The sequence below is a fragment of the Oceanotoga teriensis genome (genome assembly GCF_003148465.1).
In the GTDB taxonomy this organism is placed as follows: Bacteria; Thermotogota; Thermotogae; order Petrotogales; family Petrotogaceae; genus Oceanotoga; species Oceanotoga teriensis.
Genome location: NZ_QGGI01000010.1, coordinates 16,209 through 39,402 on the forward strand (window position 1 = coordinate 16,209; position 23,194 = coordinate 39,402).

The following is a 23,194-nucleotide window of genomic DNA, read 5'->3' on the forward strand; positions in this document are numbered from 1 at the left end:
ATATCATCTCCTGATGAGATTTCTTTTTATGGTGATATAAGTTAAAGGACTTATTATTAGTAATTCTATAATCGGTACTATTAGTGTTTTTAAAGAATTAGATATATCTCCAGAAGTCATTAAGGTATCTATTCCAAACATCACTGGATATGATGGTATATATTTGAAAATGTTTATATATAAACTTGGATTAAAATATCCCATTACTGGTAATGCTGCGATAACATTGAATATCAAAGCTATATATATGAAATCTGATATAGATGAATAAAATTGTGCAAGAAATAAACCGAATAAAGATACAAGAAAAGCTGAAACGAATATTATTATTGTGTATATTATATAATTTATTTGAAATCCTATAGTGAATATGGAAACTATTATTCCAAATATTATAGCGAGAAATGAATTTATAAGTACTTTTGATAATATATAATTTATTGTTCCCGCTGGAGTTACTCTGTATGCAGAGATACTACCTTCTTGTTTTTCTTGGAATAACATGGCAGCAATGAATAAAAAGCCCATCATTATTACATCTGTTGCTATTAATACAGGAAGCATTTTTTTATTAAAGGATAATTTATTAACTTCTTTTCCCAAGGTTATTATTTCATAGCTTTTATAATTTCTTGAATATAAATTAGATATTATAGCTTTTATATTGTTTATTTGAGTTTGAGATTCATAGCCTCTTAAGACTATTTCGGCAGTATTTTCTTTTAGTATTATTCCAATAGCCGATTCATTTTTTAATAGACTCTCTTTTAATTTATCTTTATCATTTATGTATGTTAAGTTTTTGAAGTTATTTTCAAATATTTTTTGTGATGTTGAATCATAAGCAATTACTTGAGTTTGAGACATTTCTAATTTTTCTGGCAATACAAAATTTATTAAAAGAATATATATTATTGCCATTATTATTATTATTAGCATAAAACTATTTTTAAATGCCACTTTAAAATCTATTTTGAGAGTATTTAGAAGAGTTTTAATCATGATAACCCCCTTCCAGTAATTTGTATGAATATTTCTTCAAGTGTTGCTTCACCAGAATGTATGGTTAATATTTCTTTTGTATCCATTATTTTTTTAATTTTTTCTTTATCTTCAGTTTTTTCTAAGAATAAAATTATTTCTTTATTTTTATTTTCTTCATGGTATTCAATTTTTACAGATTTATTTCCATATTTTATTTTTAAATTTTTTGGAGTGTCCATTGCAACTATTTCTCCATTGTTTATGAAAGCTACTTTATCGCATAATTCGTCTGCAACAAACATATTATGTGTTGTTAAAAATATTGTTTTTCCATTATTTTTTTCATTTATTATTATTTCTTTTAATTTTTTTGCAGTTGAAGGATCTAATCCGGATAGGGGTTCATCTAAAAATAATATATCTGGATCATTTATAAGAGATCTTGCAAATATTAGTCTTTGTTTCATTCCTTTTGAATAATCAGAAGCTTTTTTATCTTTATCTTGTAATAATCCAACGCTTTCGAGTAATTTTAAAGGGTCTTTTGTTTTCTTTTTGAATAATCCACCATAGTATTTTAAATTTTCATATCCAGATAGTTTTGAATACATGTTTGGAAGTTCAAAAGATACGCCAATTTTTTCAAAAAAATCTTTTTTTAGATCTTCAGAATTTATGCCATCTATTACTATACTTCCCTTTTGTTTTTTTAATATTCCAATCAATATTTTTTGTACAGTACTTTTTCCAGCACCGCTGGGACCGAGAAAACCAAATATTTCCCCTTTTGGAATTTCAAAAGAAACATTTTTTACAGCATAATCAGAATTTTCTGAGTATTTATGGAATAAATTTTTTACTTCTATCATTATTTTCACCCCTTTATAGACTAAGTGGTTTAGACCAGTTGGTCTAATAATATCATATTTTTATTTTTTTGTCAATATATGTCAGTAATTTATGATATTATTTTATTATTGGAGGTGATCATATGAAAGAAATTAATTATAGAAAAGATTATAAAAATATTTATTTACCTGGTAAAAAGCCATGTATAATTGATTTGCCATTATTAAATTATGTAACTGTTGAATTTGAAGGAGATCCAAATAGAGAAGAATTTTCTGAATTGATTGAAGCTTTGTATAGTTTTAGTTATACTGTAAAAATGTCTTATAAGAGTGAAAGAATACCAGAAAATTATTATAAATATACAGTATTTCCACTTGAAGGTGAGTGGGATGTTTTGAATAAGAGTGTTGGTAATAAAGATAAGAATAATTTTAAAGCAAAGATGATGATGAGACAACCAGATTTTTTGAATGAAGAGTTATTTGATTATTTTTTAAAAATAGTTAAAAATAAGAAATGTGATAATAAATTTGTTGAAAAATTAAAATTTGAGTTCATTGATGAAGGACTTTGTTGTCAGATTATGCATATTGGAATTTATGATGAAGAGTATAAATCTTTTGAAGTAATGGATGATTTTTGTTTGAAAAATGATTTTTTTAGAATAGATAAAAGACATAAAGAAATTTATATTTCAGATCCAAGAAGAACAGAAGTATCTAAATTAAAAACTGTTTTAAGGTATAAAATAGCAAAAAAAGATGCATTATAATTATAATGCATCTTTTTTTTTATTTTTTTAGAGAATTTAATCATTTTTTTAATGAATAATTTTTAAAACTTCTATATAATAAAATAGGTGATTAATTTGAATGATAAAGTGGATAAAATTTTAAAAGAAAAAATGAATATAAATTCTTTGTTTTTGAATCAAAAAAAAGCTATAGATTTTATTAATTCTGGAATAAATGTATTTTTGATAGAAAAAACAGGTTTTGGTAAGAGTTTAATATATCAATATTTAACTCTTGAAAATGGAGGACTTACTATAGTTTTTTCTCCATTGAAGGCTTTGATGAGAGATCAGATGAGATCTGCTTTGAAATTAGGTCTTAGAGTTGCTGCAATAAATTCTGATAATTTTTCTTATGATAATAAAGTGGCAATAGAAAAAGCTGCAAATGGAGAAATAGATATTATTTTTATTTCTCCTGAAAGATATGAAGATGTTCATTGGATGAATATGATTGAGAAGATGGATATTAAACTTTTTGTAATAGATGAAGCTCATTGTGTATCGGTTTGGGGACATGATTTTAGACCTGCATATAGGAGAATAGTTGAAGTTTTTGAAAAGTTTGAAAATGTACCTATTTTAGCACTTACAGCTACTGCGAATAAAAGGGTTCAAAAGGATATTATGAAACAGTTAAAGAAAGGCGAGATTATTCAAGGGAATCTTATGAGAGAGAATCTTTCTTTGAATGTTATAAAAGCTGAAAATGAGAGAGAAAAGATGATTTATATGTATGAACTTATAAAGAGATCTCCCGGAACTGGAATAGTTTATACCGGTACTATTCATAATACTGTTTATTATTCTAAATGGTTGAATTTTAACGGAATAAGAACACTTTATTATAATTCTAAACTTTCTGCTCATGATAAGTTGAAAGTTGAGAAACTTTTAATGGAAAATAAAATTAAATGTGTTGTGGCAACTAATTCTCTTGGAATGGGTTTAAATAAAAAAGATCTAAGATTTATAATTCATACTCAGATTCCTTCATCTCCAACTCATTATTATCAAGAGATAGGAAGGGCTGGAAGGGATGGTAAAAAAAGTTATATTTTTTTACTTCATAATTATAAGGATTCAAGATTACAATTTTCTTTTATAAATAATTCTAAACCCGAACCAAAATTTTATAAAGAAGTTTTGGAGTTTATAGATTCACATGATTTTATAAGTTTCTATGATATAAAAAATAATATTGATATAGATAATTTAAAACTTTATAATATTTTGAATGATTTTATAGATCTTGGAGCTATTGAAAGATTTACAAAAAATTCTGATATTTTTTATAAAAGTTTTCATAGAGATAATAGATTAAATCTTGATTTTATAGAGAAATTAAGAGATGTTAAGATAAGTGAACTTAAGTCTATAATAAGATATTGTTCTATAGATTCTTGTCGCATGTCATATTTGATTAATTATCTTGATGGTGAAGAAGAAAATATATGTAATATATGTGATAATGATAAGGATATAAAATATAGAATAAATTTTAATATTGAACATGAAAAACTTTTGAATAGTTTTTTTAATAAGAATATTAATATAATAAATTTAAAGAGTATAGATGGTTCTTATACTTTAACTAAAGGTATTAGAAAGAGTTTTGAAGAGTGTAAAATTTTTGGTATGAACTATTCTGATAAATATTATAAGGATTCTATAAAGTTTTTAAAAAATATTAAATGGATAGAAGAGATTGATTTTATTTTTTATGTTCCAAGTAATAATTATAAAAATAATATTTTAAAGAATTTCGTAGAGAAACTTTCAAAAGGCTTGAAAATAGAGTTTTGTGATGATTTAAAGAAAATAAAAAAAAGTAATAAACTTTCTTATTATAAAAATTTAGAAGAAAAGAAGAAACAAGTTCATAATTCATTTTTATTGGAAAATAAAGAGAAGTTTTTTGGGAAAAATATACTAATAATAGATGATTTTATAAATACAGGTATTACTATTACTGAAATTATAAATTTGTTCAAAAAAGTTGAGGTTAATAAGATCTATACGTTTTTTTTATCAGATTGATTTATTAAAAGGGTGATTTTATGGTTAAGACTTATTTGGGTAATTATTTAGAATCTTTGAGTGAATCACAGATAGAGTTTTTGGCGGAAAATAAATTTATTTTTTATGAAAGAAATGGAATTAATAGGTTTAGAAAAGAATTTAAATCTATAGATGATTTAAAAAATATTTTAAAATCATTTATAAATTTGAGTATTATTCCAGCATACTGTGTTGAAGATGAAAAGATTTTTTACGATTTTGATGAAGATAATATTTATATTAGAAATTATTTGATAGAAGATGCTTATGGAAAAAATTTTTTATTGGATATATTATCTGAAATGGTCAGTGCAAAGGATGAAATTGAAAAGAGATTTATTCAAGTGAATGAAATCATAAAGGAGTTGAGTGATGATTTTATTCTTGGAATTAATTTATGGTATAAATATGGATATTCAAGACTGTATATATCAGAAGGAACAGAAAAAGTTGGATTTATAGATCTTATAAATAATAATAATTTTGCAGAAGCTGGATATGATAATTTGATTGAGGAATTATCTAAAGATGAAAGAGTGAAAAAAATATCAGGGTATTTTCTTTTGAAAGAAGGATTAATAAAAAGTAACTAATTATGACTATTGCCGTATAATCTTTAAGATTCTTGATTATACGGCTTTTTCTTTTATTAAAACCTTTATAATGTATTAGCAAAAAACGAGTCATATATGTATTATAGTAGTGTATATGAAAAAAATTTCAAAATTCAGGGAGGAGATATGATGTATAGAGTCGCAGTTTGGGGATTTGGAGCTATGGGAAGCGGTATCGCAAGAAGTATTTTGAGTAAGTATGAATTACAGTTAGTCGGTGTTCATGATATGAGAAGAGAATATATAGGAAAAGATATATCAGATATATTAGAATTAGAAGAACCTACAGGTATTAAAATTTATGATAGTCCTATGACTATGATAGATGAAACTAATCCAGATCTCGTTGTTATTGCAACTCATTCTTTTGTTGATGTTGTTAAAAGTCAGATTATTTCTGTGATAAAGAAAAATGTTAATGTTATTACAATAGCAGAAGAGATGTCACATCCTTTTTATACACATACACAAGCTGCATTAGAGATAGATAATATTGCGAGAAGATATGGTGTTACTGTTCTTGGAACTGGTGTTAATCCAGGGTTTGTTTTGGATACTTTAATAATAGCTTTGACAGGAGCATCTTTAAATGTTAAGAGTATCAAAGCTGCAAGAATAAATGATCTTTCACCTTTTGGACCTACCGTTATGGAGACACAGGGTGTTGGAACAACAGTTGAAGAGTTTGAAAAAGGTATTAAAGATGGAACTATAGTTGGACATATAGGATTTGAACAGTCTATTTATATGATAGCCGATGCTATGGGTTGGGTTATAGATAGAATAGAACAAACGAGAGAGCCAATTGTTTCGAATGTTAGTAGGGAAACAAAGTATGTTAAGGTTGAACCTGGTATGGTTGCTGGATGTAGACATATAGCAAAAGCATATATGAATGATGAATTGATTATTGAATTAGAACATCCTCAACAAATAAAACCAGAATTAGAAGAAGTAGATACTGGAGATTTTATATGGGTTAAGGGAAATCCGGATCTTTCTTTGGCTATTAAACCAGAAATACCTGGTGGAAAAGGAACTATGGCTGTTGCTACCAATATGATACCTGCGGTAATAGAAAGTGAAGCTGGTCTTATGACTATGGCAGATCTTCCAATACCGAGAGCATTGATTGGGGAGATTTATTAAGAATTATTCCACCCTATTTTTGGGTGGAATTTTTTAGGCAGGGGGTGAAATTATGAATGATAGGGTGGAACTTTCTAAAGGATTGGCACTTAAAAAAATGGAGAAATTTAAATTTGGTCTTGAGAAAGATAAAGGGTTTACTTATCATCATGGTATAAGGGTTGGGAAACTTGCTTTAAAATTAAAAAATATAATTGGAATAAAAGATAATCTTGATGAGCTTATAGAAGTTGGAGGTATTTTTCATGATATAGGTAAAGGAAGTGAACCTCATAATGAATTTGGTGCACAAATAACAAAAGAAATTTTGAAAGATTTATATTCTGAAGATGAATTAAATATAATTTATGATATTGTTTTTTATCATAATCAAAGAAAAAAAGGAAATTTTCCTTATTATATAAAAATAATTCAAGATGCAGATATGATAGATCATTATGGAGTAACAGGTCTTTGGCTCGATTTCAGCAGAGTAAAAGATAATGGTTTTAGTTTAAATGAATTTCTTGAAATAAATGATTCTGAAGATAATATTCAATTTCACAACAATAAGGTAGATTTATTAAATTATGATTTTTCAAAAAAAGAATTAGAAACAAGAATAGAAATTCAGAGAAATATAGCAAAGCTATTTAAAAGAGAGTCTTGTGGGGATTTACTCATAGATGATTTTAAAAATATGGGGGCGATTTTTAATGAAAGCCTTTAAAGGTGATTGGGTTCAAATATATTTTATTGCACTTGAGCCAGATGAAAGAGCGGAGCATCTTCCAGAAGATACTAAAAAAGTACCTCTTGAAGTTAGAATAAAGGGATTTTTGATGAATGAAGAGGCAGAAATAAATGATGAAGTTATTATAAAAACTGTAATTGGAAGAGAAGTTAAAGGAAAAATGATAGAAATAAATCCTGTTTATAAACATAATTTTGGTGAACCCATTCCGGAACTTTTGAATATATCAAATGAACTTTTAAGTATTCTGGAAGAGGGTGAAGAGTAATGGATAAATCATATAATTCAATCATGTCGAGAAAAAATGAGATTATGAAAAAATCTGTCGGTGTTGATTATTCAAAGTATGAAATTGAAGGATTGGCTTTTGATTATGAAAAAATGATGGAAGAAGCTGGTTATTCAATAGAAAAAATAATAGAATTACAAAATGAAACAGGAGTTGGTAATACGCCTCTTGTGGAATTAAAAAATATAAATAAATTGATAAAAAAACTTTCACCTAAAGGAAAAGGTGCAAGAGTTTTTGTGAAAGATGAAGCTACAAATCCTTCATTATCTTATAAAGATAGAAGAGCATCAGTTAGTGCATACAGAGCAAAACAAATGGGTTATAAAGGGATAATGGCAGCTACAAGTGGAAATTATGGTGCAGCAGTTGCATCTCAAGCTGTAAAAAGAGGATTGAGGTCCATTATAGTTCAAGAATGTCATGATTCGAGAGGTATAGGACAACCTGAAATACTTGAAAAAGCGAGAGCTTGTGAGGGATATGGTGCAGAAGTTGTACAGATATCTGTGGGACCAGAACTTTTTTATTATTTTCTTCTTTTGTTGGAAGAAACAGGATATTTTAATGCCTCATTGTATACACCTTTTGGTATTGCAGGAGTTGAAACTCTTGGTTGGGAAATAGCTCATCAAAGTAAAAGTTTATGTGGGAAATTTCCAGATGTTGTTATAAGCACTCATGCTGGGGGTGGTATAACTACTGGAACTGCAAGAGGATTGATAAAGGCAGGTGCTTTTGATACAAAGGTTATAGGGGCCAGTGTCGATTTAAGCGGTTTGCATATGGCAAGTGATAATGATTTTAATAAAAAATCTTTTACAACAGGGCATACAGGATTTGGTATACCATTTGCTGTTTATCCTGATAGATCTGATGTTCCAAGAAATGCTGCAAGAGTTTTGAGATATATGGATAGATATTTATTAGTTACACAAGGAGAAGTTTTTTATATGACTGAAGCTTTGGCAGTTCTTGAGGGTATGCAAAGAGGTCCGGCGGGAAATACATCTTTGACTGCAGCATTCGCACTTGCACAGGAGATGAATGAGGATGAGATAATAGTTATCAATGAAACTGAATATACGGGAGCAGGTAAATTACCATCGGCACAACTCACTTTTGCAAAAGAGAATGGAATTGCTATTAAAAGAGGAGATCCGATTGAAGAAGATATTCCAGGAAAAAATATAATAATACCTGAAAATCCATCACAGATAAAATATATAGAATATTCAATGGATAAGATGAAAAGGTCTTATGTCAAACAGATGATGAAAAGAGATGGGTTTAAAATGTTTTCAGATATAGAAATTAAATTTATGGCAGAAGATACCAATAGTTCTGTTGAAGAAATAAAAAATTTTATAAAAGAATTAAAATAATTTATTTTCAGGGAGGAGTTTATATGGAGGCTAGACGAGATGATTTTGAAATTAGAGCCAAAAAATTGAATAATATGTCTGATGAAGAGCTCGATAAATACTTTTGGGATCTTACTGAAAAGGTGGTAGATCCCATGATTGAAATGGCTAAAAAAAATACATCACAGTCTATTGAAAGATCTGTTCTTTTAAGAATGGGTTTTAATTCTATGCAGGCTACATCTCTTGTTTCAAAGATTTTTGAAAAAAATCTTCTATCTAAAGGCGCTGGCCATATAATTTGGAGAATTGCAAAAGAAAAAGGTATAGATGTTATTAAAGCTGGAAGAGATATGATAGATGGAAAGTATTGGGATGATGTTGATAGAATTTTTAAGAGAGGTGAAAATTGATGGATTTACCTATAAATGAAAAATTAAATATAGATGAGATTCTTAAAGATCTTGAAAATTATCATCCTAAAAGAAAAGGGTGGACTTGGAGAAAAAAATTACCTAAGGGAACTAAAAAATATGATTTTGAATATTTTGATATATCTGAAGATTTAAAAAATTCTGTGGGATTACCAGCTGCACACTATTTTGATGATATAGATCCTCAACCAGAATCTGTAATAACTTCTGAAATTGCTTCTGGTAGATTTGAAGAAGATATAAGACGTATGAGAATGGCTGCATGGCATGGCGCTGATCATATAATGGTTATAAGAACTCTTGGACAATCACATATTGATAGTCTTATAGAAGGAACTCCAGAAGGAATAGGTGGTATACCTATAACGAGGAAACAGCTAAGAGCCTCAAGAAAAGCATGTGATATTATAGAAGAAGAAGTTGGAAGACCTATCAATTTCCATTCATATGTATCCGGAATAGCAGGACCAGAAATAGCTGTATTATTTGCCGAAGAAGGAGTTAATGCAGCTCATCAAGATCCACAGTATAATGTATTGTATAGAGGTGTTAATCCTATAAGATCTTTTGTCGATGCAGCTGTAGCTAAACATATAATGGCTCAAGAAAACATTCTTCAAATAGATGGGGCTCATAATGCGAATGCTTCTGCAAAGAAGGCTTGGAATGTTATGCCAGAACTTCTCGTACAACATGGTATCAACTGTATGTACTCTGTTAAGTCTGGAATGAGAAAGGATTTAATAGCGTTATCAACTGTTCCACCAACTGTTTCTCCATCTCCAGAGTTTAGAATGAATCTCGTTTATGCTATGACTTTAAGAGAAGTCTTTAAAGAATATAAATTTAGAGCCCAAATGAATACAAGATATATAGAATCAGATCTCTTTGATGCTACAAGAATTCATGTTTTAAATACAGTTTTATCAAAACTCACTTCTGCTGATATTCAATCAACTATAACTCCAGATGAAGGTAGAAACGTTCCTTGGCATATAAATTCTATAAGAGGAGTTGAAACGGCTAAACATACTATGGTTTCTCTCGATGGAATAAAAGAATATGTTAAAATAGATGAGGATAAGGTTAGACCTGAAATCAGAGAATTGAAGATGAGAGCTATTTTGATGCTTGAAGAAATGATAGAAATGGGTGGATATTTTGAGGCTGTAGAACAAGGAATTTTTGTGGATAATGGTCATTATCCTGCAAGAGATGGAGATGGAATAAAAAGACCTCAAAATGGTGGAATTGGTGCTGGATCGGTTGTTCCACGAGATGAAGATTATATGGCTCCAGTTTGTAATCATTTTGGATATAATAATTTACCAAAAGGTTATGATCATGTTTGTGATTTAATAGGTGGATGTACATTACATAATCCAGATAAAATTCAGTATATAGATGAACTCGATGAGACGGATAATGTTAATGTTAGATTAGAAGAAAACAGAGATTCTAAAGATAAAAATTTGATAAAACCTGAAGTTGAATGGACTAATGATGGTTGGATACAGATAGATATGACTATTCCAGATACTGAGGATTATGCTGAAGCTGCAGCTTTAGAGATTTGTAAAAGGATGAATCTCGAAGATGCACAGGTTATAAGTAAAACAATTCTTCACCCAACAGAGGGAACTTATGTTGAGTTGAAAGCTAAAGTACCTTTTTTTGTTAAAAGAGATGAACTCACATTACCTAAAAAACCCGATTTGATGGCCGAAGATGAATTATTTAGTTTTTTTAAAAAACATAAAGTGAAGGTTGTTGCTGGTACTGTTGGAAATGATGAACATAATGTTGGTTTAAGGGAAATTTTGGATATAAAACATGGTGGAATAGAAAAATTTGGAGTTAATTATACATATCTTGGCACTTCAGTTCCGCCAGAAAAAATGATAGATGCTGCAATAGAAGTTGGAGCTCAAGCTATTCTTGCTTCTATGATAGTTACACATAATGATGTTCATATAGAAAATATGAAGAAATTACATGAACTTGCAATTGAAAAAGGAATAAGAGATAAAGTCATGATAGTTGTTGGTGGAACGCAAATTAGTAATGATATAGCTGTTTCAAATAATATGAATGGTGGTTTTGGAAGAGGATCAAAAGGTGTTCATGTTGCTACTTTTATAGCGAGAAATTTAGAAAAAATAGATAATTTATAAAAAATAAGGGTTAGTAAAAATCTAACCCTTATTTTTTTAATATATTTTCTATTTTACAAAGATTTAAATCTTTTTTATACATGCTCGGAATACTGTTCCATATTTCATTGAAATGGAATTCAAAAGCTTGAGTTATTGTTGGTTCAGTATTTGACGTTATTATTGGCTTGTTTTTATTTGAATAGGCAATTATTTTGTGATTTTGTTTTATTATACAGTTTGCACCAAAATTTTTTTTGGGTTTTTCGTAGATAAATCCTATTTCACAGTTTTTATTTCTTTTTTTTAGGGTGTTTTTTATATGCTTTTTGAATAAATCTTTTTTTACATAAATTTCTTTTTCGCATAATAAAGAAAGATCTTCATATAATATATTTTTATATTTTAAATTGTCTTCCATTTTTTTTAAATTGTATAAATATTTGGTTTTTATATTTTTGTTTTTATGTATTTCATTGTATTGATCAAAAATATTCAATATTTTTAATGTTTTATCTTTTTTTACAGAATTTTCTATTAAAATTTGTATTAGATCATTTTTATCCATTGTTGTGAATTGAGGAATATCAGAATAATGGTATTCATTATCTGGCTCATTTAAAAGGTTTAATAATTTTTTTATGAGTTCTTCGGATTTTTTTATATCTTGATTTATTATTAGAGGATTACATATCTCTTTTATTGTAAAGAAAGTATTTTGAAAGTTTTTTACAGTATGTAGATCATTAAAGAAGTATGTGCAATCTATTTCTTTTTGTTCAGTTGATTTTGAAACACCTGTTATGGCACAGGTATTTTTTATTATAAATAATGTATGATTTATTATCGTATCTTGATATTTTGGATAATAATAAGATTTTAATCCTCCAAGCATATGAAGATTCAACCATTTTTCTATAGTTTCAGCTATTTTTGTTGTTTCTCTATCTATTGTATGTATTATTTGTATTTTATGATTTTTTTGAATCAATTTATATAATTTTTTGTCCCATTCATTAAAAAAATTTTTATCTTCTACCAACCAAGTCATATTTTCTTGACTTAAAAGAAGTATTTCTTGATTTTCTGGCATGCTTATAGCGAGGTCTAAAAAGTCTAAAACGGCTTTTCTTCTTCCTTCATTTTTTCTGTATACTGTAAAAGTTGTTGAATATTCATTTTGATTTTTAGAATAATTTTTTGAAGGTTTTTGAGAGAGAGTTCTACTTTCTAATATCCATTTTTGAAAGTAATTTTTTAATTCTTTTATGTCTTCTACATTTGCTTTAGGATAATTTTGATGTATCAAATTTTTTATGAAAGTATAATCGTATATTTTATCTAAATTTAAAAAATATTCAGCTATCGATTCTGGATAATTTGATTTATTAGATAAATTTCTTTTATTATTTTTCCATTTACTTATTAAAGATGAATCTACATGTAGGTATTCTGCGAGATCTTTTGATCTTACTTTGAATGAATTCATCAATAATGATAGTTTAGATTCTGTTATTTTCATTTTATGTCCTCTTTATTGTTTTATATAAATTTAATTGTATTATATTAATATTATTTTTAGTTGTTTAAATTGACATTTTTATTTAAAGTAAGTTAATTTTTTAATTTGATTTTATTAGAGTTTTGAATATTTGTCAATTTTTTGTCATTGTCTTCAAATTGACATTTTAGTCTATAGTGTTTTATTTAAGCTATGTTTAGTGTATAATATAAATGAAGGGCTTAATATATAATACTTATAAAGAATTAGAGTTTTAAACCGAGACTTTTGTCTCGGTTTTTTTATTTTTTCTACTTATTCATATATTATCATTCAATGAAAATATAATCTTTATATTTTTTATATCTCGATTTATCTTTTTTTATTATATTTACTTATATTTTATTTAAGCTTAACTTTTTATTTTAAAAGATTGATTTGACAAATCATGATTTATATGATATCATTTTGCTTACTTACCGGTAAGTAAGGAGGTTAATATGAAGAGAATATTCGCATTTGATATAGCAAGAGCATTTGCTATTTTAGGGATGATGATAGTCAACTATAATATTGTTTTTAGTTATGGAAAGGTTGAAATAACTTTTTTAAGTAATTTTATTTATTTTTGATTGTTTTAATTACAATTTTTTTGCAAGTAAATTTTAATTATTCTTATGGATAGAATAGTGATTTTACGAGTTATTATAACTTTTTTACTTTAGATAGTTTTATTGCAAATTCTTTTTTTATGATGATTTGAGTTATAAGAATGAGTTATTTGTTATAATATTATCTATAGTGGTTTTTATAATTATGAATCTATTTTCTTATTTTTGGATTAAGAGATTTAAAAGAGGTCCTTTAGAATTATTGATGAGAAAAATAACTTCATGATATGTGAGGGGAGAAATTTGGAAAAAAAGTATGATTTAATTTTGCAAAAAGCTTATGAATCAATAGCTATAAATGGATATGATGGTACTTCTTTAAATGATATTGCTGAGAGTATAGGTATAACCAAACCTGCTATATATTATCATTTTAAATCAAAAGAAAATTTGTTTTTGGTTCTTTTAGATTATATAATAGAAGAATTTGAAAAAGATTTTAAAAAAGTTATGATAGATTTGAATAAAATAAAGGTTAAAGATGAATATATTTTATTTTTAAGAGAATTGATAAATGAAGATTTATATAAATTAAAAAAAGATGATAAGGTTTTAATAGTATTAAAACAATATTATTTACTTAGTTTTAGAATTAAATCTGTTAAAGATAGATTGGATTCTTTGAGTTTGATGAATGAAAGTAAGTATTTTAAAATTTTAGAAAAAGCTTATGATTTAAGTTTGATTGAAAAAAAAGATATAAAAGAAACTTCTATTATATTTAGTATGATAGATTCTAGCATATTAGATAATTATATAGAGAATAGTAATTTTGATTATAATAAAATATGGAATAATTTGATCAATAAATACTTTGATTGAAAATCCCTCTATATAATTATATAGAGGGATTTTTGTCATATATTTCATATAAAGATTTTATTTTTATGTCTTTTTTTAAGGTGTTTAATTCTATATCTTTTTTTGTTATTATTTCTAAAGTTTTTTTGGATTTTAACATATTAAAAAAATTATCTGAACTTATAAAATCTATATTTTTAGTATCGATTTGTATATATAATGCAGGTTTTTTAATTTTTATATGAATTAAAAATTTATTTGTTTCTATTTTTTCTAATTCATATTCTAATTCTGGATTACAAAGATTGAAGTCTTTTGGTTCACCAATTATAAATGAATTTTCATAATTATAATCATCATTTTTAAATTCATATTCTATTATTACATTTTTTTGAGTTAATTTATATGATTTTATTTTTTCTGAATATAATTTTTTTAATTCTATACTCATATTTTCACTTTTTATTATTTCACCATTTTCATTTGAAATTTTTAAGATTAAGCTTCCTTTTATAATTTTTGGGAGATCGTTGGTATACCAAATTTCAAACTGGTTTTCATCATCTTTTATGCTTATAAGTATGGGATTGTAGAATCTTTTGGCAAAATAATGAAGTGCTTTCCATCTTCCATAATAATCTATTGAAGACCAACTTGCGACTGGCCAACAATCATTCAATTGCCAGTACAATGAGCCCATACAATGGTTATCATTTCTATTTCTTCTCCAATGTTCTACTCCATATTGCATAGCTTCAGCTTGAGTTAATTGAGAAATTATTACCTTGTCTTGAAATTTATTAGGTATTTTAAATCTTTTTTTCATATAATCAAATATTTTTTTATTTCCGGCATCATTTTTTTGATGATTTTCCATGACTTTACTGTAAAAATCAAAATCTTTTTCTTCTGAAAATTGTTTTATAGTTTTTAAGTTTGGAAATGATTCAAATCCAAATTCTGACATGAATCTTGAATCAAAATTTCTATAGCTTTTAAAATCTTTTCCAGAATGCCATACATCCCAGTAATGAGAATCACCTTTGTTTGGACTGTTAGGATCTTTAAAATTTCCGCCGCTTGATGGTGAACTTGGCCAATATTGTCTGTTAGGATCTAATTGATTTATTTTTTGAGGTAATATCTTTTCAAATATCTCTTTATAGACTTTCATGTATTTTCTATTGAAGAAGTACTTCCAACCCCATAGTTCCCATCCTTCTTCTATTTCATTGTTTCCTACCCATAAAGCTAAACATGGATGATTTCTTAATCTTTTTATATTGTATTCAAATTCTTTGTCGATATTTTCATAAAAACCTTCATAATCTGTTTGGGGTTTGCATGCAAACATGAAGTCTTGCCATACTAATAGCCCATTTTGATCACATAGATCGTAAAATTTATCTATTTCATAAATTCCTCCACCCCATACTCTTATCATATTAAAATTTGCTTTTATTGAATCATTTATCAAATTTTCATATAAGTTTAATTTTTCTCCTCTATTTATTAGATTATCTACGGGTATCCAATTAGCGCCTTTTGCGAATATATTTATACCATTTAATTTAAAGTAGAATGATTCTCCCCATTCATCTTTTTCTCGGATTAGTTTTAATTCTCTTATACCAAAATTAAATTTCTTTAAGTCTAAAGTCATATTTTCATTTTTTAATTTTATTTCCATTTCATATAAATTTGGTTTTCCTAACTCTTTTGTCCACCATAATTTTGGATTAGATATTATAAATTCTAATTTTTTATCTTTTGTTGTTTTTGAAATTGTTTTTTGATCGGGGGATTTTATTTTTATTTCATAATTTAAATTTTCATTTTCAAATATTTTTTCAAATTCAATTTTTATATTAGCTTTTTCATAATTTTCATTTAAAGTTATATCAAGATAAAAATCTGGTATTTTTTCTTCATAAGTATTTATGTATATATTTTTCCATATACCGGAGTCTATTATGACTGGCCCCCAATCCCAACCAAATGAATAAGCTGCCTTTCTTATTTTTTCTACACCTTCTTCAGCAAATTTATGGCTTTTTATAGATAATCCTTTTATTTCTTTCGAAATTTTATAAGAATCTTTTATTATTATTCTTAAATCATTTTTATTTTGAGCATATGGTTTTATATCAAATTTATATTCAAGGAACATATTATCTGTTTTTCCAAGTAATTTATTGTTTAAATAAATTTCTGAAAATGTATCTATGCCTTCTAATATTAGTTCTATTTTCGAGTTATTTAAATCTTCTTTTGTTAATTCGAAAGTTTTGTTGAATATCCAATTTTTTTTATGTACCCATTGAACTTCTTTTTCATTGAGACCATAATATGGATTTTGTATTATATTATTTTTTTCGAGTATTTCATATGTACTCGAGGGTATATCTGTTTTCAAATTTATTTTTGAAAATTCATCTTTTAAATCCCAATTAGAGTTTAATAATATTTTTTTTAACATATTTTTCCCTCCGATATATCTTTTACGGATTCTCTTTCTATTATTTTAGTTGGTAATAATATTTTTCTTTTTACTTTACTTTTGCAAGTGTGTTCTATTCTTTCTATTAAAAGATTTGCGGCATTCATACCAATTTCTTTTCTCGGTTGATGTATAGTTGTTAATGATGGATTTAAATAATTTCCATAATTATCATTATCAAATCCCATTACAGAAATATCTTCAGGGATATTTATTTTTTCTTCTGTAAGTGCTTTTATTCCACCCATGGCTTGCCAATCATTTACATAAAAAATAGCTGTTATATCTTTTTTTTGTTTCATAAAATTTTTAGTTGCTTTATATCCTTCTTTTGGAGTAACTCCACCTTGTTCTATATATAGAGTTATATCTTTTTTCTTTTTTGCAAAGTCTATAAAAGCTTTTTTTCTTGGTTGATGTGAATATATATATCCATCTATGAATAGTATTTTTCTATGTCCTTTTTCATAAAGATACTCTACCGCTTTTTGACCTGCTGTATAATTGTCTATACTTACTGAATCTGTATTTATTTCACTTTCTTGTCTATCTACTACAACTACAGGTATTGCTGATTGTATTAGTTTTTCTATATATTCATCATCTTTTTTTGAAGTACATATTATGAATCCATCTATTTTTCTCGTCATGAATTCATCTATTATTGCCTGTTCTTTTTTTATTGCTTGATCTGTTGTTGCAATAAACATTTGATAATCAGTATTTTTTAATTCTTCTTCAATTCCTTCTATTATAAGACTATAATGAATGCCTACTCCAGGAGCAATAATTCCTATTACTTTTTTAGCTGTTTTTTTAATCATATCTGTTCTTGTATAACCAAGATCTTTTATAGCCTTTAAAACTTTTTTTCTTGTTTCTTCAGAAACATTTCCCTTGGCATTTAGAACTCTCGATATAGTTGCTATAGATATACCAGAGTATTTTGAAATATCTCTAATCGTAGCCATTAATAACACCTCTTATTTATTGAATAAATGACATTTAACAGACCTATGCTCAAAATGATGAAAAGAAGGAGAAGAAAGAACGACATAAATCAGAAGCGAAAGGACAACGAGGGTGAAAAGAACAACCAGAAGGTAAATCAGTCAAATCTGGGATTTCACCTTTAGTATCGATTCTTTCAGGTTTAAGACCTGATTCTGGTTTAGGAGCGGCCGATTTCAATAATTTAGTATAAGGATGAAAAGGATCATTAATTATATCAGAAGAATTACCAATTTCTAATATATCGCCATTATACATTATGAATTTATTATTTTCACTGTTCCACCATATCTGATATTTTCTGAAAAAGATAATGAAAATATCATTATAAAACAAAATAGAATAAAAAAGAACTTTTTCATAGTTATTTCGCATTATTTACCTTTCAGAATTTATTTTTTTACCCTTAATTATATAATTCCATGAAACAAGTTACATGAAAAATCTATATTTCTGTTTCATTACAACCTATAATGTATTTAAATACTTTTAATTGTCGAAATCTTTATTTATCTAATTAAAAGCTTTTAATTTTTTATAGTAATTTAAATATATTTTAACTTTTTTTAAATGTTTAAATATGATAAAATTAGTAGTATATAGAAATAATATTTTATTAAGGGAGGAGATTTTATGAACACATCATTGATTATTTTGAATATACTTATAATGGCTTTTTTCATTTTTATAATTTATAAAATGCAAAAAAAGCATGTGTCTTTTAGCAAAAGAGTTTTTTTAGCCCTTGGTTTGGGAATTGTTTTTGGGGCTGTTTTGCAGTTTATTTATGGAAGTGATTCGGAAGTTTTAAAACAGTCAGTTAACTGGTTTAATATAGTTGGAAATGGATATGTTAGATTGTTAAAGATGATAGTTATGCCTCTTATAATGGTTTCAATAACTACTGCAATAATAAATCTTGAAGATGGTAAATCATTGGGAAAATTTGGTGGTTATGTTATAGGATTTTTGGTTTTAACAGCAGGTATAGCAGCTGTAGTCGGAGTTTTTACTGCTGTTTCTTTTGGTTTATCGGCTGAAGGGTTGCAAGCTGGGCAAGCAGAGCTTGCAAGAGGAGAAGTTTTACAGAGTGGACTTGAAAATCTGAACAAAGTTCCTCTGACTCAAAGACTTACAGAACTCATTCCAGATAATCCGTTTTTGGATATGACTGGTGCGAGAAGTTCTTCAACGATAGCTGTTGTGATTTTTTCTACTTTTGTTGGGATTTCAGTTTTAGGCCTTAAAAGAAAGAAACCTGATATTGCTGAGAAGTTCAGAGTTGGATTTAATGTTTTACATGATGTTGTTATGAGAATGGTTACTATTATATTGAGATTGACCCCTTTTGGAGTTTTAGCTCTCATGACTAAAGTTACTGCATTAAGTGATTATCAGAGTATTGTAAGACTTGGCAAATTTGTTTTAGCTTCTTATGTAGCAATTATAATAATGTTTATAATTCATCTGATATTTTTGATGATTTTTGGATTGAATCCAAAACATTATTTAAAAAAATCTTTGCCAGTATTAACTTTTGCTTTTACTTCAAGAACGAGTGCAGGAACTATTCCATTGAATATAGAAGCTCAGACTAAAAAACTTGGTGTTTCAGAAGCAATAGCTAATTTATCCGCTTCTTTTGGGGCATCTATAGGACAAAATGGATGTGCTGCGATTTATCCCGCAATGTTAGCCGTTATGATAGCACCTACACAAGGTATTAATCCATTAAATCCAAGTTTTTTGATCCCTTTAATAGTAATTATTGTTATTAGTTCTTTTGGGGTTGCCGGTGTTGGTGGTGGAGCAACTTTTGCGGCTTTGATTGTTTTATCAGCTATGGATTTGCCAGTTGCACTTGTAGGACTTTTGATATCTATAGAGCCTTTAATAGATATGGGAAGAACGGCTTTGAATGTTAGTGGATCTATGTTGAGTGGTATTCTTTCTTCAAGAGTTCTTAAACAACTTGATTTAGATTTATATAATAAAGAGGTTATAGAGGAAGATGTTTGATTTAATAAAATCCCAGATTTAAAATCTGGGATTTTTTAAAACCATTTCTTTTTTTTGAATATTAATAACATTATTAATACTATTAATAGCATTATTATTATTAATAATGGATACCCAAAATTCCAGTCTAATTCAGGCATATTTTTGAAGTTCATTCCATAAAGTCCTGCTAAGAATGAAAGAGGTATGAATATAGTTGATATTATAGTCAATACTTTCATTATTTCATTCATTTTATAACTTATAGCTGAGAAGTATATTTCAGTTAAGTTTGTCAATGTTTCATTTAATATATCTGCACTTTCATATAATTGATATACATGATCGAATAAGTCTCTATAGTATTCTTTATTTTCTTTGTTTAATCTTTTAAAGAAATCATCTTTATTGAACATTAAAGTTTCTTTTAAGGTCATTATATTTTTTTTGAAGTATATTACTTCTTGTTTTGTGGATTTTATTTTTATTAAATCTTGTTGGTCTGGATCCATATTCACAGATTCATCTATTTTTTCCAATTTTTCTGTTAATTCATTATTTATTATAAAGTAATCATCTATTATTTTATCTAATATTGCATACATTAAGTAATCTGATTTTTTTTCTTTTATTTTTTTCTTGTTTTCCTCAATTTGATTTTTTATGGTTTCATGATTTTTATTTTCAGTTTCATTGAAAGTTATTATGAGATTGTCTTTATATATTACACTGAATTGTTCATAAGTATATATTTCTTCTTTTTTGTTTATCAATTTTAATACTATGAATGAATAGTTATCATGGATTTCTATTTTGTTTCTTTGATTTGTATGGTATATGTCTTCTATTGTTAATTGGTCTATTTCAAATTTTTCACATAATTTTTTTATTTTATTTGTTTCATATAGTCCAGTAACATTTATCCATAAAATATCTTCATCATTTGGAATTATCGAATTTTCTTCTTTTAAATAATCCCCCCATTTTCCAGATGTTTTATTGTATAGAAAATAGTTGATTTGTGTTGTTTCACCTTTAGCTTCACCTGTATACTTTTCTTCATTTGTCATATTTGTTTTTTTATATTTATTGATTAATTTTATGTTCATTTTATCATCCCCTTCAATTTCTTTATATTTTAAAAATAATAATTTTTAATTTTTTAAGGAGAGATTGTGTATTTTAATATAGTTTTACTACAGAAGTTAAAGCGTCTATATATGTTGATTTTCCAGATTTTAAGGTCTTTTCAATATCCATTATGAAAACTGAATAAACATTTTTGATTTCATTTTTTTCTGAATATCCAGCACCTGAATGTATTACATAATGTTTTTCTTTATCTTTTCCTATATACAGCATTACATGGCCTTTCATGTATAGTATATCACCTGGTTTTATTTTTTCTATATCTATGTTTTCTTTTTTTATACAGTTGAAATTTCCAGCTATTTCTTGTATGCCACTGTTTCTCGGTATTTTTATTCCAAATATTTTCATTATATCCATTATATATGAAGAACAGTCTCTTCTTCTCAATCGACTTCCCCAACCATAAGCTTCTCCAAGCATTTTAAAGGCTGTTTTTAATAAGTTTTTTCTGGTATAATTCAAGTAATTTTTTTCTATTTCTTTGTTTAAGGCTATAAATCCATCTATAAATTCAACATAATTATCTTTATTTTTTACAGGAATTTTTATTTTGTATCCAGGTTGTGGATATTCATCATAATAATCTTGAGATAACGGAATTTTATCTCCGAGAAAAAATTCTACGAATGATGCTCTATCATCATGCACATTAAATTCGGTTTCTAAATAACTTTGATTTACTAGTATAAAATTTTTTGAATTTTTTATATTTGATATTTCTTTTCTATTTTTTATTAAAGCTACATCGGATTTTTTTATCCATCCATCTGCTGTTGAACTGTTTATATAATACCAATTTTTAGTTTCTTCTTTTATGTCTACTATATCATATATGTTTAAAGCTGTCATTTGGTTCATATCGAGATGTTTATTATTTGGTTCTAATACTATATTTTCATGTGGTTGTATTTTTATATCGGTTCTTTTTATTATGATACCAGGCTTTTCGGATTTATTTAATAGTTCATCTTCATCTATTAGAAGATTTTCATAATTGCCATTTTTTAATGATTTTTTTATTTCTATATTTATTTCGTCTATACTTCTTTTTGAGGTTAAATCTTCATCTTCAAATTTATTTAACCAGTAGTCTATTGAGTTTATATCCATAAATACACCTCATTAAAGATTGTTTTTATAAAAATTTATAAAGTTTTCTCCGAGTACATTTTTTATAGTTGATTCATTATAGTTTCTTTTAAGCATTTCTTCTGTTATTTTAGTGAATTCTGAATGATCTTTTATGATATTTGGAGATATTTTTTCTTCATTGAAAGGTTCATACTTTAATAAATGAGTACAGATATCTAAACCTATACCAACATTTTTATCACCAATTTTATTTATTATATATTCTATTTGATCTACATAAGCCGAGATGTTTTTTGATTTTTCATTGAAAAACTCTTTATAAGAGTTTATACCTATTATTCCATCATTTTCTTTTATGATTTTTATTTGTTCATCTGATAATGTTCTCGTATTGTTTGTAAAATGTCTTATATTTGTATGAGATACTATGAATGGTTTTTGATTTATCTTTATAAAATCATAGAAACCTGTTTCACTTAGATGGCTTATATCTATTATGTAACCAAGGTTTTCAGCTTTTTTTATAAAATTTACGCCAAAGTCTGTTATTCCATAACTCCTTTTATCTTTTTCAACAGGTCCAAATTTGCATCCATCTGATATATAATTTCTTCTTGACCATGTTAAACCTATGAATCTTACTCCAAGTTCATAAAATATTTTTAATAAATGTAAATCATCAAAAAGAGGATCTGCACCCTCAAAAGATAGCATTATTCCAATTTTATTTTGTTTTTTGCTATTAAGTATATCTTCATAGCTTCTACAAAAAGTAATTTCTTCATTTTTTTCTATTTCCTCCATGAATAAAGCTATTTGATCCAGAGTTTCATGTAAATATGCTTCTTTATATATTGGTTTATCTATAAAGATTGATGATACTATTAATGATAGTCCACCTTTTTTGAAGTTATTGAGATGATCATTTTTTATTACATTGAATTTATTGAAATTTTTTTGTAAGGTTAAGTCCATTAGTAGGTCATAATGAGCATCTACTACTATTGTTTCATCATGTATTTTTTTTATTTTATCGTTCATT

General features: G+C 26.5%; 22 protein-coding genes. 13 read left to right on the top strand and 9 right to left on the bottom strand.

Translation table 11 applies throughout. The features are described from left to right. Nucleotides 1–3 precede the first annotated feature (3 nt). Together C7380_RS07800 and C7380_RS07805 are read right to left on the bottom strand one after the other, a co-directional pair. On the bottom strand, nucleotides 4–1,002 hold the full coding sequence (locus tag C7380_RS07800) for an ABC transporter permease (RefSeq protein ID WP_109604945.1): 999 nt from the start codon (nucleotides 1,000–1,002) through the stop codon (nucleotides 4–6). Beyond that, nucleotides 999–1,853: an ABC transporter ATP-binding protein gene (locus C7380_RS07805; RefSeq protein WP_109604946.1), complete on the bottom strand. Its 855-nt coding sequence runs from the start codon at nucleotides 1,851–1,853 to the stop codon at nucleotides 999–1,001. The genes C7380_RS07800 and C7380_RS07805 overlap by 4 nt, the downstream gene beginning before the upstream one ends. A gap of 122 nt (nucleotides 1,854–1,975) precedes the next feature. Between C7380_RS07805 and C7380_RS07810 the strand changes: the two genes are divergently transcribed. From C7380_RS07810 to oraE, 9 genes are all read left to right on the top strand, one after another. Further along, nucleotides 1,976–2,608: a GyrI-like domain-containing protein gene (locus tag C7380_RS07810; RefSeq protein WP_109604947.1), complete on the top strand. Its 633-nt coding sequence runs from the start codon at nucleotides 1,976–1,978 to the stop codon at nucleotides 2,606–2,608. A gap of 96 nt (nucleotides 2,609–2,704) precedes the next feature. Continuing rightward, nucleotides 2,705–4,669 (top strand): RecQ family ATP-dependent DNA helicase, encoded by a 1,965-nt coding sequence (locus tag C7380_RS07815; RefSeq protein WP_109604948.1) that lies wholly within the window; start codon nucleotides 2,705–2,707, stop codon nucleotides 4,667–4,669. Between the two features lie 20 nt (nucleotides 4,670–4,689). Next, on the top strand, nucleotides 4,690–5,283 hold the full coding sequence (locus C7380_RS07820) for a hypothetical protein (RefSeq protein WP_109604949.1): 594 nt from the start codon (nucleotides 4,690–4,692) through the stop codon (nucleotides 5,281–5,283). Between the two features lie 150 nt (nucleotides 5,284–5,433). Then, entirely contained in the window at nucleotides 5,434–6,453 is a 1,020-nt protein-coding gene (gene ord, locus C7380_RS07825; protein WP_109604950.1) for a 2,4-diaminopentanoate dehydrogenase, read from the top strand. 52 nt (nucleotides 6,454–6,505) lie between these two features. Next, on the top strand, nucleotides 6,506–7,162 hold the full coding sequence (locus C7380_RS07830; protein ID WP_109604951.1) for an HD domain-containing protein: 657 nt from the start codon (nucleotides 6,506–6,508) through the stop codon (nucleotides 7,160–7,162). After that, complete coding sequence (gene ortA, locus C7380_RS07835; protein WP_109604952.1) at nucleotides 7,149–7,454, top strand: 2-amino-4-oxopentanoate thiolase subunit OrtA; 306 nt, start codon at nucleotides 7,149–7,151, stop codon at nucleotides 7,452–7,454. Before C7380_RS07830 ends, ortA begins: the two co-directional genes overlap by 14 nt. Then, on the top strand, nucleotides 7,454–8,860 hold the full coding sequence (ortB, locus tag C7380_RS07840; RefSeq protein WP_109604953.1) for a 2-amino-4-oxopentanoate thiolase subunit OrtB: 1,407 nt from the start codon (nucleotides 7,454–7,456) through the stop codon (nucleotides 8,858–8,860). Before ortA ends, ortB begins: the two co-directional genes overlap by 1 nt. Before the next feature lie 23 nt (nucleotides 8,861–8,883). Then, on the top strand, nucleotides 8,884–9,252 hold the full coding sequence (locus C7380_RS07845) for an ornithine aminomutase subunit alpha (RefSeq protein WP_109604954.1): 369 nt from the start codon (nucleotides 8,884–8,886) through the stop codon (nucleotides 9,250–9,252). Next, complete coding sequence (oraE, locus tag C7380_RS07850) at nucleotides 9,252–11,447, top strand: D-ornithine 4,5-aminomutase subunit OraE (RefSeq protein ID WP_109604955.1); 2,196 nt, start codon at nucleotides 9,252–9,254, stop codon at nucleotides 11,445–11,447. The genes C7380_RS07845 and oraE overlap by 1 nt, the downstream gene beginning before the upstream one ends. A gap of 28 nt (nucleotides 11,448–11,475) precedes the next feature. On the opposite strand, the gene C7380_RS07855 is transcribed toward oraE, so the two are convergent. Then, entirely contained in the window at nucleotides 11,476–12,948 is a 1,473-nt protein-coding gene (locus C7380_RS07855) for a hypothetical protein (RefSeq protein WP_109604956.1), read from the bottom strand. Nucleotides 12,949–13,427: 479 nt separating this feature from the next. Between C7380_RS07855 and C7380_RS13755 the strand changes: the two genes are divergently transcribed. The 3 genes from C7380_RS13755 (at nucleotide 13,428) to C7380_RS13760 (ending at nucleotide 14,420) form a co-directional block, all read left to right on the top strand. Then, on the top strand, nucleotides 13,428–13,559 hold the full coding sequence (locus tag C7380_RS13755; protein WP_306765956.1) for a hypothetical protein: 132 nt from the start codon (nucleotides 13,428–13,430) through the stop codon (nucleotides 13,557–13,559). A gap of 127 nt (nucleotides 13,560–13,686) precedes the next feature. Beyond that, entirely contained in the window at nucleotides 13,687–13,824 is a 138-nt protein-coding gene (locus C7380_RS13855; protein WP_109604957.1) for a DUF418 domain-containing protein, read from the top strand. A 17-nt stretch (nucleotides 13,825–13,841) separates the two neighbouring features. After that, nucleotides 13,842–14,420 carry a TetR/AcrR family transcriptional regulator gene (locus tag C7380_RS13760; RefSeq protein ID WP_158274846.1) on the top strand — a complete coding sequence of 193 codons (579 nt, stop codon included), beginning with the start codon at nucleotides 13,842–13,844 and terminating at the stop codon, nucleotides 14,418–14,420. 16 nt (nucleotides 14,421–14,436) lie between these two features. Here the strand turns inward: C7380_RS13760 and C7380_RS07870 are convergent, their stop codons facing one another. The 3 genes from C7380_RS07870 to C7380_RS07880 are packed head-to-tail and all read right to left on the bottom strand — an operon-like array spanning nucleotide 14,437 to nucleotide 18,285. Further along, nucleotides 14,437–16,878 carry a beta-mannosidase gene (locus tag C7380_RS07870; protein ID WP_109604959.1) on the bottom strand — a complete coding sequence of 814 codons (2,442 nt, stop codon included), beginning with the start codon at nucleotides 16,876–16,878 and terminating at the stop codon, nucleotides 14,437–14,439. After that, nucleotides 16,872–17,870 (bottom strand): LacI family DNA-binding transcriptional regulator, encoded by a 999-nt coding sequence (locus C7380_RS07875; protein WP_109604960.1) that lies wholly within the window; start codon nucleotides 17,868–17,870, stop codon nucleotides 16,872–16,874. The genes C7380_RS07870 and C7380_RS07875 overlap by 7 nt, the downstream gene beginning before the upstream one ends. 49 nt (nucleotides 17,871–17,919) lie before the next feature. Further along, nucleotides 17,920–18,285, bottom strand: a complete 366-nt coding sequence (locus C7380_RS07880) for an oligopeptide/dipeptide ABC transporter ATP-binding protein (RefSeq protein WP_109604961.1) — start codon at nucleotides 18,283–18,285, stop codon at nucleotides 17,920–17,922. A 258-nt stretch (nucleotides 18,286–18,543) separates the two neighbouring features. Between C7380_RS07880 and C7380_RS07885 the strand changes: the two genes are divergently transcribed. Beyond that, on the top strand, nucleotides 18,544–19,929 hold the full coding sequence (locus C7380_RS07885; RefSeq protein WP_109604962.1) for an L-cystine transporter: 1,386 nt from the start codon (nucleotides 18,544–18,546) through the stop codon (nucleotides 19,927–19,929). A gap of 35 nt (nucleotides 19,930–19,964) precedes the next feature. Here C7380_RS07885 and corA read toward each other — a convergent pair whose 3' ends face one another. The 3 genes from corA to C7380_RS07900 all read right to left on the bottom strand — a co-directional run bounded on the left by corA (nucleotide 19,965) and on the right by C7380_RS07900 (nucleotide 23,193). After that, nucleotides 19,965–21,017: a magnesium/cobalt transporter CorA gene (gene corA / locus C7380_RS07890; RefSeq protein ID WP_109604963.1), complete on the bottom strand. Its 1,053-nt coding sequence runs from the start codon at nucleotides 21,015–21,017 to the stop codon at nucleotides 19,965–19,967. Between the two features lie 73 nt (nucleotides 21,018–21,090). Next, nucleotides 21,091–22,170 (bottom strand): C40 family peptidase, encoded by a 1,080-nt coding sequence (locus C7380_RS07895; protein ID WP_109604964.1) that lies wholly within the window; start codon nucleotides 22,168–22,170, stop codon nucleotides 21,091–21,093. A gap of 12 nt (nucleotides 22,171–22,182) precedes the next feature. Further along, complete coding sequence (locus tag C7380_RS07900; protein ID WP_109604965.1) at nucleotides 22,183–23,193, bottom strand: dipeptidase; 1,011 nt, start codon at nucleotides 23,191–23,193, stop codon at nucleotides 22,183–22,185. Nucleotide 23,194 lies beyond the last annotated feature (1 nt).